This window comes from Haloarcula quadrata (assembly GCF_003634715.1).
Lineage (GTDB): Archaea > Halobacteriota > Halobacteria > Halobacteriales > Haloarculaceae > Haloarcula > Haloarcula marismortui.
This window is the reverse complement of record NZ_RBWW01000002.1, coordinates 112,020-128,605: the sequence shown is the minus strand read 5'-3', so window position 1 is coordinate 128,605 and position 16,586 is coordinate 112,020. Positions and strand designations below refer to the sequence as shown.

Annotated in this window: 12 protein-coding genes; 8 read left to right on the top strand and 4 right to left on the bottom strand. The window is 58.2% G+C overall.

Features of this window, described 5'->3' with window-relative positions:
* Window positions 1–27 precede the first annotated feature (27 nt).
* The gene (locus BDK61_RS17820; RefSeq protein WP_244209876.1) at window positions 28–279 is read left to right on the top strand and encodes a hypothetical protein; all 252 of its coding nucleotides are present in this window, start codon (window positions 28–30) and stop codon (window positions 277–279) included.
* 45 nt (window positions 280–324) lie between these two features.
* Here the strand turns inward: BDK61_RS17820 and BDK61_RS17815 are convergent, their stop codons facing one another.
* On the bottom strand, window positions 325–1,404 hold the full coding sequence (locus BDK61_RS17815; RefSeq protein WP_121304016.1) for a CNNM domain-containing protein: 1,080 nt from the start codon (window positions 1,402–1,404) through the stop codon (window positions 325–327).
* Between the two features lie 729 nt (window positions 1,405–2,133).
* On the opposite strand from BDK61_RS17815, the gene BDK61_RS17810 reads away from it, so the two are divergent.
* From BDK61_RS17810 to BDK61_RS17790, 5 genes are read left to right on the top strand one after another with little or no spacing between them, the layout of a single operon-like run.
* Complete coding sequence (locus BDK61_RS17810) at window positions 2,134–2,634, top strand: response regulator (protein ID WP_011224893.1); 501 nt, start codon at window positions 2,134–2,136, stop codon at window positions 2,632–2,634.
* Window positions 2,627–3,523, top strand: coding sequence for a winged helix-turn-helix transcriptional regulator (locus tag BDK61_RS17805; RefSeq protein ID WP_121304015.1), 897 nt, complete (start codon window positions 2,627–2,629; stop codon window positions 3,521–3,523). Before BDK61_RS17810 ends, BDK61_RS17805 begins: the two co-directional genes overlap by 8 nt.
* Complete coding sequence (locus BDK61_RS17800; RefSeq protein ID WP_121304014.1) at window positions 3,520–9,435, top strand: PAS domain S-box protein; 5,916 nt, start codon at window positions 3,520–3,522, stop codon at window positions 9,433–9,435. Before BDK61_RS17805 ends, BDK61_RS17800 begins: the two co-directional genes overlap by 4 nt.
* A complete protein-coding gene (locus BDK61_RS17795) occupies window positions 9,428–9,865 on the top strand; it encodes a response regulator (RefSeq protein WP_004966630.1) in 438 nt (145 codons plus the stop codon). The genes BDK61_RS17800 and BDK61_RS17795 overlap by 8 nt, the downstream gene beginning before the upstream one ends.
* Window positions 9,858–10,823, top strand: a complete 966-nt coding sequence (locus BDK61_RS17790; RefSeq protein ID WP_244209875.1) for an ATP-binding response regulator — start codon at window positions 9,858–9,860, stop codon at window positions 10,821–10,823. Before BDK61_RS17795 ends, BDK61_RS17790 begins: the two co-directional genes overlap by 8 nt.
* A 147-nt stretch (window positions 10,824–10,970) precedes the next feature.
* Here BDK61_RS17790 and BDK61_RS17780 read toward each other — a convergent pair whose 3' ends face one another.
* Window positions 10,971–12,116 (bottom strand): ISH3 family transposase, encoded by a 1,146-nt coding sequence (locus BDK61_RS17780; protein WP_121302812.1) that lies wholly within the window; start codon window positions 12,114–12,116, stop codon window positions 10,971–10,973.
* A 63-nt stretch (window positions 12,117–12,179) separates the two neighbouring features.
* Here BDK61_RS17780 and BDK61_RS17775 point away from each other — a divergent pair, with 63 nt between their 5' ends.
* Both BDK61_RS17775 and BDK61_RS17770 read left to right on the top strand, forming a co-directional pair.
* Complete coding sequence (locus BDK61_RS17775; protein WP_244209874.1) at window positions 12,180–12,338, top strand: hypothetical protein; 159 nt, start codon at window positions 12,180–12,182, stop codon at window positions 12,336–12,338.
* A gap of 197 nt (window positions 12,339–12,535) precedes the next feature.
* Window positions 12,536–13,420, top strand: coding sequence for an IS1595-like element ISHja1 family transposase (locus tag BDK61_RS17770; protein ID WP_121302041.1), 885 nt, complete (start codon window positions 12,536–12,538; stop codon window positions 13,418–13,420).
* A gap of 63 nt (window positions 13,421–13,483) precedes the next feature.
* Here the strand turns inward: BDK61_RS17770 and BDK61_RS17765 are convergent, their stop codons facing one another.
* Together BDK61_RS17765 and BDK61_RS17760 are read right to left on the bottom strand one after the other, a co-directional pair.
* A complete protein-coding gene (locus BDK61_RS17765) occupies window positions 13,484–14,476 on the bottom strand; it encodes a transposase (RefSeq protein ID WP_121303151.1) in 993 nt (330 codons plus the stop codon).
* Window positions 14,477–14,547: 71 nt separating this feature from the next.
* Entirely contained in the window at window positions 14,548–16,539 is a 1,992-nt protein-coding gene (locus BDK61_RS17760) for a GAF domain-containing sensor histidine kinase (protein ID WP_121304013.1), read from the bottom strand.
* Window positions 16,540–16,586 lie beyond the last annotated feature (47 nt).

Below are 16,586 nucleotides of genomic sequence, written 5' to 3'. Positions count from 1 at the left end.
TTGAACCATCCCGTTTCCGACATCCAAATGCTGACAGAACTCACGTTTCACGGTCTTGATATCGCCCGAGTCGAACCAGACGGCGATCTCATCGACTTCGTCGCAGACGAACTCCCCGCCGGGGCAGCATTGCTGTTTGGACAGGCAGACCAACAGATACCCACCACGGCTGTCCGGGGAATGGAGTATCAACATGGGAGGGCGAGCCGAATTCAGGCGGTGTCGTCCGCGCGGACTTCTCAAGAGCATCCAGTTAACGGCTCGCCTGAAGGCCGGTGAATGGGTCTGACAACAGCGCTGTGCTGATGTGTTCTGTGCCGATAGTCACTCGGCTGCGCGATCCATCGGGTCTTCGAGTTCACCGGTGATCGCCTCGAACGCGTCTGTCGCGGTGAGAAGACCAACGACATCGTCATCTGCGACCACGAGGGCGAGTTCCTGATTTTCGGCCTGACACCGGTCGATGAAGTCACTGATAGTTGTTTCAGCAGCGACAGTCAGCGGCGAGGTTACCAGGTCTTCGAGGGTTGTCGCCCCCGAATCCAGCATTTCGTAGTTGTGCAACACTGTCGGGGCGTAGACGACACCGATGAACGAGTCCACTGAGTCTTTGATCAACGGAAAGCGGACGTATGGCATCCCGTCGATCCGGTCCATGTTCGTCTCGAAGTCGTCAGTCGTCGAGAGCGCGACGATGTCACTGTGATCAACCATGATCTCACTGACTGGCGTTGCGCCGATATCGAGGGCATTGATAACTTCACTTCGTCGCTCTTTGGAGATATCGAGTCGGCTGAGTGACTCACCCATCTCGCTGCGCAGTTCGGCGCGAGTGGTTGCGGGAGCGCTTTCGGCTTCTGATTCAGTCCACGAACGGGAGATTTTGACGCCGAAGAGGCCCAGCAGCGCCTTGGCCACCCAGTCCGCTGCGATGATTACCGGATACATGAGTTTTGTCCAGACGTACAGCGGGCCCGAGCCGTATCCGGCGACGAGCTTGGCACGCTCGATTCCCAGATACGTCGGTGCCTGCTCGCCGATGATAACGTGCATGAGATTGACCACTACCAGCGCGAGGAGCACGGACAGCGTCGTGTGTCCGCCGCCGGTGACGCCAACCGCGCCCAGCAGGGGCTCCAGCACTGCTGTGATAGCCGGCTCAGCGACAACTCCCAGCCCGACACTACAGATGGTGATTCCGACCTGACAGCCTGTGAGGAATATCTCCAGCCGCTTGGTCATGTTCCAGGCGCGTTCAAGTCCACGTCCGTTGCCGAGAAACGCGTCCTCCTCAAATTGCCTGACGCGGGTCATCGCGAACTCGGTCGTGACAAAGAAGCTGTTTCCCAGAAGTAAGGCGACACCACCGAACAGACGGAGCCACGTTACCAGCGAGATAGGCATCAAACGCTGGTTTCTCTGGCCGTTATCTAAATCTACTGCTGCTACGCCGTGGTCGGACGCCCTATATTGGTTTCCACCTCCAGCAGTCGATACTGAATGCCTAGCGCCAGACTCAGTCAGCTGTTGAGTCGGAACTCGGTGAAATAGTACAGAAGGCTGACCTTCGGGAAGCCGCGGTCATTATCGGTTTAGCGCAGGTTGTTGACCTCGCCGACATTCTCGAAGAGTGGGGATACGGACAGTAGAGCAGTCTTGCGATGCTGAAAAAGTGTGCCCCGAAAACGGCTGTCTAGTGGCTCACGCGAAAATCTCGGCGCGTCGTGAAATCTGGGTAGAGAGCGCTTCCCAGCAGTCCGTTCTCCGATGTACGTGTCTGAAACGGAGAGCATCGCTGAGTGGTGAGGCTGCCGACGCCGACCAGCAACCGCTTAATACAGCCTGGCCGATTGTGATGGCGTCCCCTCGCACTGCAGTCGGTCTGCCGCAGTCTCGGAGAAATTACTCTTCACGTCGCTGTGAATTGTGTTTACTGTCGTGGGAGGCGACAGCGAAGTGAGGCTGCATTTCGCTCGAGTCAATGCCATCGACATCCAGCGGGAGCCATTGCACTTACCCAGAAGTTAGTTACTAGCTTAGCCTTTGGTTAGCGCACGCTCTTTACACGCTACAGCAACAGTTTGGCATGCACTGTTGGAGACAAGAGAGGAGCATATACCGAGGCACGGAGTGATGCAGGGCAACACAGATTCCGGGGACAACCATGCGAGTGTCCTGCTCGTCGGTGCAACCCCAATGGATGCCAGAGTGATCTCTTGTGGGCTCAAGCGCGAAGACATCTCAATGGACATTGCAGCAGATGTCCGCACAGTAATCGACCGCCTGACGACAATGTGTGAGGACGAGACCACTGTGGCGTCCTCCTGTCTCGTCGCTATCGACTTCACGACGGCCCCGGCCGACGGGCTAACCGTGCTCAACGCGATACGGGCGAGCCCCCGACTGCAGACGCTTCCAGCTATTGCGCTTGTCAATCACACAGTGGCCCCAGACGAGGCGAAAGAGCGCATACAGAGTGCGTACGAGCACGGCGTGAACGGACATATCTCGGGTGCCAGCGACATTGAGACCTACGCCGATGCCATTCAGGAGTTCGCCGCATTCTGGTTCAGCCAGGTGTCGCTACCGCCACAGTCGTTATATTCCGACAGTGCAACAATATCGTATGACTGATGTCTTTTCGGACGCTGAAAGTCCGCTCTTACCCGAATCTCTCCAGCAGAGCGTGTCTCTCGTCTCAAAGAAGTGGCATCCGGCCATCATCCGCTGTCTGGCGACGAGCGATGGACTGGGCTACAGCGACCTCGAGGACCGACTGGACGGTGTCTCCGCGAAGGTCCTAACCGACGCGTTATCTGAGCTTCAGGAACACGATATCATCGACCGGACCGAGGTCAGCCAGCAACCCCTCCGCGTTGAGTATACGCTAACCGAACGTGGGGATGAATTGGAGGGAGTCATTCAGTCGCTCGCGGACTGGGGCGAGACACATCTTGACAGTAACGATGAAGAACGCGTTGTCTTGATAGCTGACGACGATACGCGTGTCATCACCATGCATGAGACGTGGCTGGAAGACGAGTACACTGTCCGGACAGCACGAGATGGAAAGGAAACGCTAGACCAACTCGACACGGACGTGGATGTCGTCGTCCTTGACCGACGGATGCCGGGACTGACGGGTGATGAAGTGCTCGACTGGATCCGTTCGCAGCGCTACGACACTCGCGTGGTTATGGCCACTGCCGAAGACCCAGAAGTCGAAATCCTCGAGATGGGGTTCGACGAGTATCTCACCAAGCCGGTGCTGAAAGATGAGTTACAGTCGGCCGTGGCGAACCTTATCGAGCGAGCCGAGTACGACGAGCAAGTCAGGGAGTTGCTGGCACTCCGGTCGAAGCTAGCGCTGTTGGAGGCGGAAGTGCCGGGTGACGAGCTGGCAGCCGACGACGCGTACACCCGCTACCAGAAGCGCCTCGAGACGCTCGAGCACGATATCGAGAACCCCTCAAAAGCCGCTGAAACAGCACTCGAACAACTACGGGCAAACAACACACAATGAGCACTGACAATATCGCGCAAGAAACAACACCTGAAACTGTCTTCGGCCGCATCGACGAGGCGGTTTTTGCGCTCGATACTGACTGGCAGTTCACTTACATCAATCAGCAGACGGCTGCGCTTGTCGACCGCGACCCGGCGACACTTCTCGGGGAGTCGCTCTGGGAGGTGTTTCCGGACAGTGCCGACTCGGCCGCGTTTGACGCGTGTCACAACGCGGTCGAGACACAGGAGCCCTGTCACTTCGAGATGGTGTTTGGCCCCCGTGACACCCGATTCGTAGTGCATGCATACCCGTCGAATGATGGGCTGACCGTGTGCCTCCGCGAACTGACAGCGGAACGCGAGCGAAAACTCGAACTCCAGCGCAGTCAACAGCTGTTCGAGTCCGTGTTCCACGAGACGGAGGACGCTATCATCGTTGCCGACACCGACCGCCGAATCACTGATTTCAATCCCGCGGCGGAGCGGCTATTCGGGTACGACGCGTCCGAGGTCATCGGCGAGAAGTCACAGTTGCTGTACGCTGATCCCGAGACGTTCGAGCGCCAGGGTGACAAACGGTTCAACGAGCAAGCCCCGCAGCGCCGCGACCGATACGTCGTCGAATACGAGCGGGCGGACGGGACAACGTTCGAAGGAGAAACAGTCGGAACGCCGCTCAAAAGAGAGGCGGATGGGTCGTTCGCGTTCTTCGCGACGGTCCGGGACGTGACGAGCCAACTCAACTACAAGCGCAGCATCGAGCAGCGCAATCGCGCGCTCAAGCAGTTTCACGATATAACGACTGACGAGAAGAAACCGTTCGCGACGCAGGCGGCGGCAGTGCTCAAGCTTGCGGTCGACTATCTCGATGTTGAAACTGGTGTGATAGCTGAGATAGACGGGCAGACGCGGATTCCCCGTCACGTATTCACCGCTGGGGAAACGGCAACAGCCACTGAGCGACGCCCCCTCGACACGACGTTCGATGAGCGCGTCGCGACGACCGGCAAACCGTTTGGGTTCCACGACGTGAAGGAGGCAGAGTTCACAGAGCACCGTGCCGCCGAATCGGGGGAGATAGCGGCGTATCTCGGCGTCTCAGTCACCGTCGACGACAAGCAGTACGGAGTCCTCAGCTTCACGGACGGAGGTAGTCGGGCGTCGGCGTTCTCAGAGAGTGAGGAAACGTTCGTCCGCATCGTTGCACAGTGGGCGGGCAAAGAGATCAGCAGACGGCGAAATCAGAAGCGAGCGAACGCCGAACGCGAACGGTTGCGACAGATAATCGACACCATCCCGCAGCAGGTATTTGTGAAGGACGCCGACGGCACTTACACGCTCGCAAACAAGGCCGCGGCAGCGGCCCACGGCGTCGTCGTCGAGAGGCTTGAGGGCGCAACCCATGACGAATTCGCGCTCTCGGACGAACAGCGAGACTTCAAATCAGACGATGCAGCGGTCATTGAGAACGGTGAGTCGGTCCACATCGAGGAGGACCGATTAGTCGAGGCAGACGGAAGCTCGCACACCGTCCAGACCGACATCGTCCCAATCGAGATCGCGTCCGGAGAGAGGCGGGCCCTCGTCGTGGCGACGGATATTACCGAACAGAAACAGCTGGAGGCGCAACTCGAGCAGAGTAAGCGGCGGTTGCGGCAGATAATCGATATGCTCCCACAGCTGGTGTTCGCAAAGGATGAATCGGGAACGTTCCTGCTGGCAAACGAAGCTGTCGCCGACGCGTACGGGACCACGGTCGACGAACTGGAGGGGGCAACCGACGCCGAGTTCGCCGACAGCGAGGCGGAGGCCGAACAGTTTCGGGCTGACGATCGGGCCGTCATCGACTCCGGGGAGCCAAAGCACATTTCCGAAGAGTCGCTGACGACCACTGATGGAATAGAGCGGATTTTATCGACGAGGAAAATCCCCTACGACCCGGTCGATATACCCGGCGACGCCGTGCTGGGCGTCTCAACGGACATCACGGAACTCAAACAGCGCGAGGCCGAGCTGGAGATGCAGTCGGCCGCGATGGAGGCATCGATGGACGGCATCTCCGTCCTCGACGACGACGGTGAGTACATCTACATGAACGAGGCGCACGCGGCGGTGTTCGGATATGACCCTGACGACCTCATCGGGAGTTCGTGGCGACGGTTGTACAGCGACGAGGAAGTCGAGCGAATCAGACAGGAGGTGTTTCCGGAACTGGAAGAGCACGGTCAGTGGCGCGGCGAGACGGTCGGACGGCAACGCGATGGGTCGCCGGTCACCCAGGAACTAGCGCTCTCGCTGCTCGACGATGGCAAACTCATCTGTACGAACCGTGACATCACGGAGCAGAAAGCCAGAGAGAACGTACTCGAACAGTACGAGGCGCTCATCGAAAACATGAACGAGGCAGCGTTCATCGTTGATGATGAGTGGCGACTCGCCTACGCAAACGAAAGAACGCTCTCGTTGGGAGATGTCGAGCCACGTTCGGTTCTCGGACAGGATATAATGGAACTGTTCGACGGCTTGGTTACCGACAAGGCTGATTACAAAACGTTCAACGACACATTAGAGCGAACGCTCGATGGGGAACAGGTCAATGAGCGGTGTGAAGTACCGCTGCAACTACCGACCGGGGAGTACATTCTGGAGTGTCTGTTCTCACCGTTCACCTCCGCCGGCGAACAACGGGCAGCAGTCGTTGCCCGTGATGTCACGGCACAGAAAGCACGCGAACAGGAACTAGAGCGCAAGCGGGCACGGCTCCGGGCGCTGTTCGACGAGTCGCCCGATGGCATTATTGTCCACGACGAGAACGGCGAGATTATCGACACGAACACCACTCAGATCGACCAGCTCGGCTACGAAGAGTTGTGCGGGGTGAATGTCGCCGAGTTCGAGGTCGGACATAGCCGGACGGAACTTCGTGCACTGTGGAGCGACATGGCACTTGGCGAAACACGCCGGGTTGAGGGGAATCACCGTCGTAAGAACGGGAGTATCTTCCCAGTTGAGGTCTGGATATCGAAAACAGAGGTCCACGGGGAGGTACGGTTTATCGCCATCTCCCGTGATATCAGCGATAGAAAAGCCCGCGAGCGGGAGATGGTCCGTAACCGCGAGTTCCTCGAGAAAACACAGAATATCGCGTCCGTCGGCGGCTGGGAAATCGACCTCCAGACAGATGAGCTGCGGTGGACGGACGAGGTGTATCGCATTCATGACTTGCCGCTCGATGCCGACGTTACTGTCGAGGACGGCATCGACTACTACCATCCAGAGGAGAGGCCGACACTCAATGCGGTGTTCGATCGGCTGGTCGAAGAAGGCGAACCGTACGACGAGGAACTGCGCATCGTCACTGCGGCTGATGCGGTCAAGTGGGTACGGACTGTCGGCGACCCCGAGTTCGACGACGGCGAAGTCGTCGGGGCCCGTGGTATCTTTCAGAACATCACCGATCGAAAGGAGCGAGAGCAGGACGTGCAGGAGCTGACAGAGCGACTTGACCTCGCCGTCGAAGGCGCGAATCTCGGTGTCTGGGACTGGGACATGACCACGGATGCCGTGACGTTCAACGAGCAGTGGGCGTCGATGCTCGGCCTCTCGTTGGATGAGATTGCCCACACGCTGGAAACGTGGGAAGAACGCGTCCATCCAGTGGATATGGACCGCGTCGAGGACGCGCTGGAGGCACATATCGCTGGGGAGGCAGAACTGTACGACTGTGACCATCGGATGCGGACAGCGAGTGGTGAGTGGAAGTGGATTCGGGACGTCGGCGAAGTCGTTGAACGTGATTCTGACGGCCAGCCGACCCGTGCTGTCGGTATCCACCTGGATATCACTGACCAGAAGCGGTCCGAGAACGCTCTCGAAGAAGAGCGTGATATGTTCGCACAGGGTCCCGCGGTCGTGTTCAAGTGGCAAAACGAACCCGACTGGCCTGTGGAATACGTCTCGGAGAACGTCACCGAGACGTTTGGCTTCACGCCGGAAGAGCTGGAGTCGGGTGACATCCCGTACAAGACGCTGATTCACGACGAGGACATGGATACGGTCACCGCGGAGGTGCAAGCAAACACCGACACCGAGACCGAACGGTTCAGTCACGACCCATACCGGATGGTCACGGCCGACGGCGAGGTGAAGTGGGTCACGGACAACACGAAGATCATCCGTAGCGACGGCGAGATAACGCACTATCTGGGCTACCTTATCGATATCACTGACCGAAAGCGACTCGAACAGTCTCTTCGGCAGAGTGAGCAGTCACTGCGCGAAATGACCGAAGTCGCATCCGATACAGACCGTGGGTTCGAAGGCAAATTGGCCGCGATACTCGAACTGGGCTGTGAGCGACTCAACCTGCCGTATGGCTTCTTGACCCGTATCGACGATGGGACACAGCATATTGTTGAGGCGTCGGGTTCCCATTCAGAGCTACAGGCCGGGGCGTCCGCACCGATGTCGAAGGCGTACTGCCGGCGGACTATCGAGCAGGACGAACCGCTCACCATCCAGAACGCGGTCGAAGCGGACTGGCCGGACGACGTCGCGTATGAAATGTTTGGACTGGGCTGCTATGTCGGCGGGAAAGTGACCGTCAACGGCGAACTCTATGGGACACTCTGCTTTGCTGACCGCGACAACCGAGACCACCAGTTCGATGAAAGCGAGCGCGCGTTCGTCGAACTCCTTGTCCAGTGGGTGCGGTATGAACTCGCCGGTGAGGCCGTCGAGACGAAGCTCCGCGAACTCAACGAGACCGCGCAGCGACTCCTGTCGGCCAGCGACGCGTCGGAAGTCGCGTCTACCGCTATCGAGAGTGCAAAGCGGGTACTCGGCCTGCCGATGACGGGAATCTGGTGGTACGATGAGGGGAAGGACGCACTCGTTCCGGCGGGACTAACAGATGAAGCGGGGGCGCTACTGGGCACGCAGCCGACGTTCGATGGAGAGGGATCGCTGGCCTGGGAGACCTTCGAGAGCGGCGAGGTGCGGGTCTACGACGACCTACAGGAAGTGGAGGCACGGTTCAACGACGACACACCGATACGCTCCGAGACCCTCGTGCCGCTGGGCGATAAGGGGATTTTGATAAGTGGGTCCACCGAACAGCGGGCATTTTCCGAGACCGACCGCGGGCTGTTCGAAATCCTCGCTGCGACCGTCGAAACGGCACTCAGTCGGGCCGAGCGCGAGCAGGTGTTGCGAGACACTCGCGAGCGACTGGAGCAGTCCAACGAAGAACTCGAACAGTTCGCGTACGCGGCCTCCCACGACCTGCAGGAACCGCTTCGGACCGTTTCGAGCTACCTCACGCTCCTCGAACGACGCAATGAGGAGGTGCTGGACGACGACGCGCTGGAGTTCATCGACTTCGCCGTTGACGGAGCCGAGCGGATGCGGGAGATGATACAGGCACTGCTGGCCTACTCGCGTGTCGATACTCGCGGGCAGGCGTTCGAATCAACCGATATGGATGCAGTGTTTGACACAGTCGCTCGAAACCTTGAGGTGAACATCGAAGAGTCCGGCGCGGTCGTGAACGTCCCCGATGCAGGCGGCCACGTCGTCGGCGACACGAACCAGCTCGTTCAGTTGTTCCAGAACCTCGTCGAGAACGGGATCAAGTACAGCGAAGAAACGCCACACGTGGATATTTCTGTCGTCCGGTCCGACGACGATACCGTCGAGTACGCGGTGTCCGACGACGGAATCGGAATGGAACCGAGCCAACTGGACGATATCTTCGAAGTGTTCCAGCGACTCCACACGCGCGAAGAAATCAGCGGGACTGGTATCGGGCTCTCGATGTGCCGGAAGATCGTTGACCGACATTCCGGCCAGATACGGGTCAAATCGGCACCAGACGAGGGCTCGACGTTCTTCGTGACACTTCCCGCCGCAGGTGACGAACATGAGTGAGCCGACGCCGCTTGTCGTCTCGGTTGAGGACAACCCGGCCGACGTACGACTCATCGAAGAGGGTGTCGCTGCCGTCGACCGGGATATCGACTTCCGCGTATACAACAACGGCCGAAATGCCATCGAACAGTTGACCGGCGATGGTGGCGTCCCCGCAGAGTCGGTACAATTAGTATTGCTTGATCTCAATATACCAGGCAAGTCAGGGCTTGAAATCCTCCGATATCTCCGCAAAGATTCGGAATTAGACGCTGTGCCTATCCTCACTGTGTCGAGTTCGGAGAACCCGGACGACATCCGCCGTGTGTATGAGTCGTCCGCGAACGCGTACTTGACGAAGCCGACCGACCCCGACGAATTTATCCAGATGATCACCGCCGCAGTGCGGTTCTGGATGCCACCAATCAGTAGCTCAACTACCAATGACTGACACACAGCAATACAATATCCTGCTCGTGGAGGACAATCCCAGCGACGCGCGGCTCATCAAAGAGTATCTCAAAGAGCCGGGCTGGTCGGGGCAGCAAACAGTGCCGACCATCCAGCACTTCGACCGGTTGTCTGCGGCGGTCGATGCCCGGGACGAATCGATTGATATTATCTTGCTGGACCTTGGGCTGCCGGACAGCAACGGGTTCGAGACGCTCGAAACGATGCTCGAAGCAGCCGGGGACGAACCCGTTGTCGTCCTCACTGGACTTGACGACGACAGCGTCGGGATTGAGGCCGTCGAACGCGGCGCACAAGACTTTCTCGTCAAGGGCGACATCAACCCGAAACTCCTCCAGCGGACACTAAGCTACGCTGTCGAACGTGAACGCCAGCAACAGGTGCTTGAACGACGTAACAAGGAACTCGCTCTACTCAATCAGGTCATCCGCCACGATATCAAAAACGACCTGACAGTCATTCTCGGCTGGGGTGATGCGCTCCGTGAACACGTCGAACCAGCCGGACAGGACCATCTTGAGCGGATTATGAATGCAAGCGAGCACATTGCCGGCATCGCTGAAACCGCCGGTGACTTCATGGAGATACTCGAAGGGAACAGGGAACCAGAACTCCATCCCGTTGCGCTCAAACCCGTTCTGCAGAGCGAAATCGAGAAGTCACAGTCCGCACACTCGGCGGCAACCATCACAGTCAATGGCGAACTATCCGAGACGCTCCAGGTTTCGGCAACCAATCTGCTCTCGTCCGTGTTCCGCAATTTACTGAACAACGCTGTCACACACAACAATAAGTCAAGCCCCGAGATCACAGTCGAAGTGGACGTCAGCCCGGATACAGTCGAGGTCTCCGTCGCTGACAACGGCCCGGGTGTGCCCGATAGCCAGAAGACAGAGATATTCAGTCGATCACATCGACAGCCGCGTAACCCCGTTTGATTACGGTGAACTAAACCGAACTAGCTGTGGAGCATCTTCGAACCGCTGGTGAGCATGATTTTCGGGATGGACCGTCGCTGTCGGCGGCGGACTGCCGCCGACGCGACAGTGTCACCACTGACGACCGCCGTCCGGCCCGATGGACAGCTACCGGAAGAACCGGCCGTCAAGTGGTTGATTCGCTGGAACAGACCTGCGGACACCAAGTGCTGTCCAAGCTGCGCGAAGCGTCATTTCGCAAAACTCCGTGAACGACCACTGCAAGAGGCGGCGCCCCCCACGGCGGGGCGCCGCCACGTACCTCCAGTGGAGATATCGCCAGCTGTTCTGAAGCAGTAGGCTCACTACAAACATTACCAACCGTAGTCCAGCATCCTGAGAACTAGTGAAAGCGAGGCTCTGCTTGGCTAATCGGTAGCTTGATTCGATGCCGAAGCGCTTGCTGTAGTGATCTCGTGCATCTCGTGGCGTGTCGATAAAGGGCGCGTCAGCGGCGTAGCCGTGACGCGCCACCCCGTGTTCGTCGTACCGTCCCTGCTGGTACACGCAGTCGATGAACACAGGGAACTCCACCTCGCCAGCGAGATCGTGTTCGATCTCGCGGCTCCAGCCTTTGCTGAGTTTGTTTTGAATCGTCTCACCCCACTTGACGATCGGCATCACATAGGCGTAATTGTGCGCGTACAGCAGCTTGAGACAGGTGCTGTTGTAGAAACCTCGATCAAGGTAGACGGCCTTGACGCCGAGGTCAAGGCCGTCAAGGAGTTCAAGAAACTCACCGAGGACATCGCTGGTGGTTTCGCCAGCAACGAGCTGGCGAACCGCCAGCGTGTATCGCTTGTTGCGTACGCGCACGTAGAGCGTTGCATAGGCGTGAAACGTCGTTGTTCCACGCTTGGCCTGTGAGGAGTACAGAGCCTCGGTTTCGTCCTCATCACCGTAGTAGGGATCGAGGTGGAGGTCTGCGCAGACCTCCACCGGTCGATCTGGAAGTGTCTCAAGCGTATCTCGTTGAAGCAGCGTGTCTCCAACCGATTCAACCGAATCCAGTTCAAACTGATCGGTGAGATGTCCACGGACGGTATTAGCGTGTGGTGAGTCGTCAGTCGTTTCGCAGACGTGATTGATCGAGGTCCCGCCGGCGCTGGCGCCGGCGAGGACCTCATAGAGCGTCTCTGCCGTGACCTTGACATTCTCGCCGAGATCTAATGAAAGTTCCTCGTCAAGACTATTGACGACAAAATTAAGCAGGTGCTCTTCTTCTATCTCGCTGTCTGCTTGGGTGGCTTCCACACTCTTCCCAAGTAGACGCTTCCTCTAACCCGATGTGATCGACTGATATTTGGTCGTGGGGAGATGGGGGCAAAGAGTCAGGGGTCAGGAATCGGCCTCTATCTCGTGGATACGCTGGTAGAGATGTACGACGGGACGGTCACGATTGCAGACCGCGACGAATGGGTCAGTGAGCCGGACGTGGATGGCAGCGTCTTCACAGTAACCCTCAATCGGGCCTGACAGCCGGTGACAGTTGCTCTGGCTAGCCTGCGTTCTGTTGGCCGGCACTTGTGACCACAGGTGTCCAGTGCGTTTGTCGGCCTGTTTCCGTCATATGGAGATAAAAAGGACATCGCTCTTGCGAAGGAGATTGTTGATAGCGAGAGCTGCGGCTGAAAGTCGAAGAGGGCAAGGGCACCGCGCCAGCGGTGCCCGATATGTTCCCAATAAGCCGGTTCGTGTCGGAATCGGCTGCAGCGGACCTGTTGCAGCAGGTTCGCTGGCGTGATGGCGTCGAGTGCCCCCGCTGCCGTTCTGACCTGGCGGTCAGAAACGGCAGCTATCGGGAGTATCAGCGGTATCTGTGTAAGAATTGCGGCCGGACGTTCAACGACAAGACCGGCACGATCTTCGCTCATTCGAAGCTCTCGCTGAAAGAGTGGTACTTCACGATCTACGTGTTCTTACGGTTCAACACGAGTATTCGCCAGATCGAGGCGGAGCTCGATCTTTCGTACAGAACGGTGAGACGGCGCGTCGAGCGCTTCGCCAGCGCGCTCGACGCGCCTTCGATCACACTGTCTGGACCGGTCGAAATCGACGAAGTGTACGTCTCTGCCGGTCTCAAAGGCCGCGAGCGCGACCAGGAGTCGCGCTCGCGTGGCCTGTCCACGCGTGGACGAGGCTCGTACGACGGCGACAAACCGCCGGTGTTCACGCTGGTCGATCGTGGCTCGGACGATCGATACGTCGTGCCAGCGAAATCCGCTGGTGAATCGACTATTCGACTCCTGCTTGCTGACCACGATGAGGAGTCGCTGACCGTCTATACGGACGGATTTCGAGCGTACGAGCCGCTCGAAGAAGACGACGCATTCTCCCGCGAATACGTCGTCCACGGCGACGGTGAATACGCTGATGGCGAAGTACACGTCAACGGTTGCGAGAGCCACGCGTCGCTGACGCGACGGTGGCTCTCGCCCCATCGAGGAGTGTCAAAGGACAAGCTAACACCGTATCTCAGAGCCTTTCAGCTCCGCTGCGAACTCTACAGAAAACCAGGTGACGAAGCGCTCAAACATGCTCTTGATGCTGCCCTCTGAAAATCAACAACGTGCTTCACAAGAGCGAAAGGACATACAGGTGAGGGTGTCATAGAACTCTTCTCACACCGTGATGATCGTGCTTCCCGGATTGTCTCCGCGTTCGTAGTTGGTGATTGCGACGACGAGACGAAGGCACAGAGCGAGGAACACTTGTGCTCGTGCGTGAACGCGGCCTCGGGCGTGCGTCCGCCCGAGGCCGCAGTCCTTCACTGAGTCGTTAGTTCGTTCGACTCCCGTACGTCGGTTGTACGTCTCATCCAACGTGGACTGCTTCAGCTGAACGTCCTCGCCGTGTTGTTCGATACGGTCTTCGACCCTGTACTCGATGTCTTTCGGGTCGTCGGTGTTTCGCGCGTTGTACGGGGCGACTGGCACGACCCCTGCAGCCAGCAGGTGGTCGTGCCAGTCGAGTGTGTCGTAGGCGCTGTCACCAACCATCCAGATCGGTGTGGCGACGGCGAGCGCGTCACGTGTGACGCGCATCGCCGTCTCTTCTGGCGCTTGCTTACTCTCTGTGAACTCCGCCGCAATCGGGATCTTTTGTCCGGTCGAGACGATCGTGCAGCCGTAGCCGTAGTAGTACTCGTCGTCGGTTGGATCATAGCATTTCGACGCGTCTTGATCGGCGGGCATCGCCCTCACGTCGGTTGAATCGATACAGTAGGTCAAGTCGAGCAGGCCGCGGCGGGCGGCCTGCTCGACGAACCGGTCGAATACGTCGTCGACGACATGTTCGAGGTCGGTGAGAAAGCGATCAACCGCATCTCTGGACGGCGGTGAATCAAAGCCACAGCCAAGCCAGACAACCGTGTTGTGCAGCTCTCTTGCAACAGGACGAATCCCGTATATGTCTTTGTAATAGCAGTGGAGGAAGCCACGCATCATTTCTGGAGGCTCGTGCTCTCGTGTTCGCCCCGTCTCCGTCGGGGCGAACACGTCGAACTCTTCGAGAAACTCGAAGGAGAGGTGCTCGAACAACGCAAGCGTCTCTGTCTCCACGACATTGAAGAACGACTCGACCGAAGGATCATTTTGCAGGGTCGTTGAGTCCATACCACCTCAGCATTCACCCTGCTCTTTGGTGTGTTAACTGTTCTATGACACCCTCACATACAGGTAGCAACTTACCCTCTTTTTCGCAGACTCTCGCTCGCCGGCACGTGCAGTGTCACTTCGGTCCCGCCCTGAGTCACATCAACGGAGACATCGCCGCCCACCTGCTTGACGATCATCCGCACCATACAGAGGCCGATCCCCTGTCCGTGGTTTAGTGGCGTCTCTTCGCCCGTCCTGAGTACGCTTGCTTCCGCATCCGGCAGTCCAAAGCCGTTGTCTGCAACGGTAATACCGACCCAGTCGTCAGCGGTTTGCGAGAGCGTTACTGTAATCTGTCCATTCGAGTCGGGAGTAGCATCGGCGGCGTTTCCGAGTAATTCACTGACCGCTTCGCGCATGACAGTCGGGAGGTGTGGTGTCACACCATCTGGCAGGTCGTTCCTGATTCTTGTCTCGGCGACGAACTCGTCAGCTCTGGCGGTCGCGTGGGCAACGAGTTCGTCTACCGCCGTGGTGGCTTGCGAGTGTCGTTGTTCTTCAAGCACCTGTCCAATCTGCCGTGTCTTTTCGGTCATGTCGGTCCACTTATCCAGAATCGCTTCAATGCGCTCGAAGTATCTCGACTGCGCTTCCGAATCAGGCAGGGTGTACAGCGCTCCAGTGAACCCCCGGAGCTTCGTCAGGTCGTTGCGCATATGATGTCGCATCACACGCTGCATGACCTGTAGATGATCTCGATGTCGGCTCTGTTTTGTGATGTCCCGCCCCTCGACCACCAACATATTTACACACCCGTCTTCGTTGGTCACGGGCTTGACGGTGAAGTCGATAGTCCCGACTTCCTGACTGTCCCGAACTTCTGTCTCGTAGCGGGCAGACTCACCGTCGGCCGCGCGCTTGAGAGCGTCCCAGACACGGTCACGGACGGTTTCAGAGTGACTCCACCATGGCGCTTCAGCGAAGGGTTTCCCAACCATATCTGCACGGTTGAAGCCACCGAATTCGAGGGTCGCATCGTTGGTCTCGATGACCGTTCCATCGGGTTCGAGCAGTACAGTGAACTGATAGGTCTGGTTGAACACACTGTCAAAAAGTCGGGCTCGTTGTTTGCTGGCAGTCGTGCCGCGGGTATGAGATAACAGGTCATCAACTGCGTCGGTTTCAAGTGCGTGGGCCGGCTCATCAACAGTTTCCAGTGCCATTTCACACCGTTCCAACCGTTTGCTCTGTCTCTCCTGCTCGATTTTACTCCCGAGCCACTGTGCAGTGAAGTCGACAAACTCCCGTTCGGACTGCCCAAACGCACCTTCGCGTGTCGCCAGACCAGTGAATTCAATGACACCGTAGGTATCTTCACCGACTGCCACGGGTGCGCCGGCGTACGCTCCGTGCGCGTCTAGAGAGCTGTGCTGGCCTTCGCCCACGACAAACGTGGCAGGATCCGTTACGGCACCAGTGATTACTTCACTGGCGATAGTCTCACCGAGGGGCATTGACTGCCCCGGTTCGTACACGGCGGATTCACTGCTGGTATACTCAACCGTGTACGTGGCATCGTCGATGCGTGCAAGCGCGCCGGCGTCAGCTCCAAGGTAGTCACATCCCAGCGTCAGCAATCGCTGTGCGGTGTCTGCAACGCTCTCGCTCTCCATCGCAGCTTTATGCAGTCGTCGGAACGCATCCTTTCCCGGCAGCGTCAACGACTCAGGTTCTGCCGCTGGCAGCCGAAGCGTCGTGCAGACGTATGTTTGCGGCCCGATACGAACCGTGTAGCTATGCTGTTCGACGGTTGTCCGCGTCCCGTCGGCACATTCAAGAACTACATAAGATCGTCCGTCCGTCTCGGATAACGCCGTCCCAACTTGCTTGTCGGAATCATCCGTACCTGCGGCACAGAACAGGGCAGATAGTGGCATCGCAAGCAACTCTGCTTTTGAGTAGCCGGTCACCCGTGAGACCAGCCCAGTTGTCTCAACGATTTCCCCGCCAGAAGCACTCACAACCAGCCCTTCATTAGTGCCAATGTCTGGACGTGGACTCCCGCACTCGTTGTTACTCATGTGAAAAACTTCCCCTGAGTTCAGTCACGTTTAGGCGGGCCATTGGG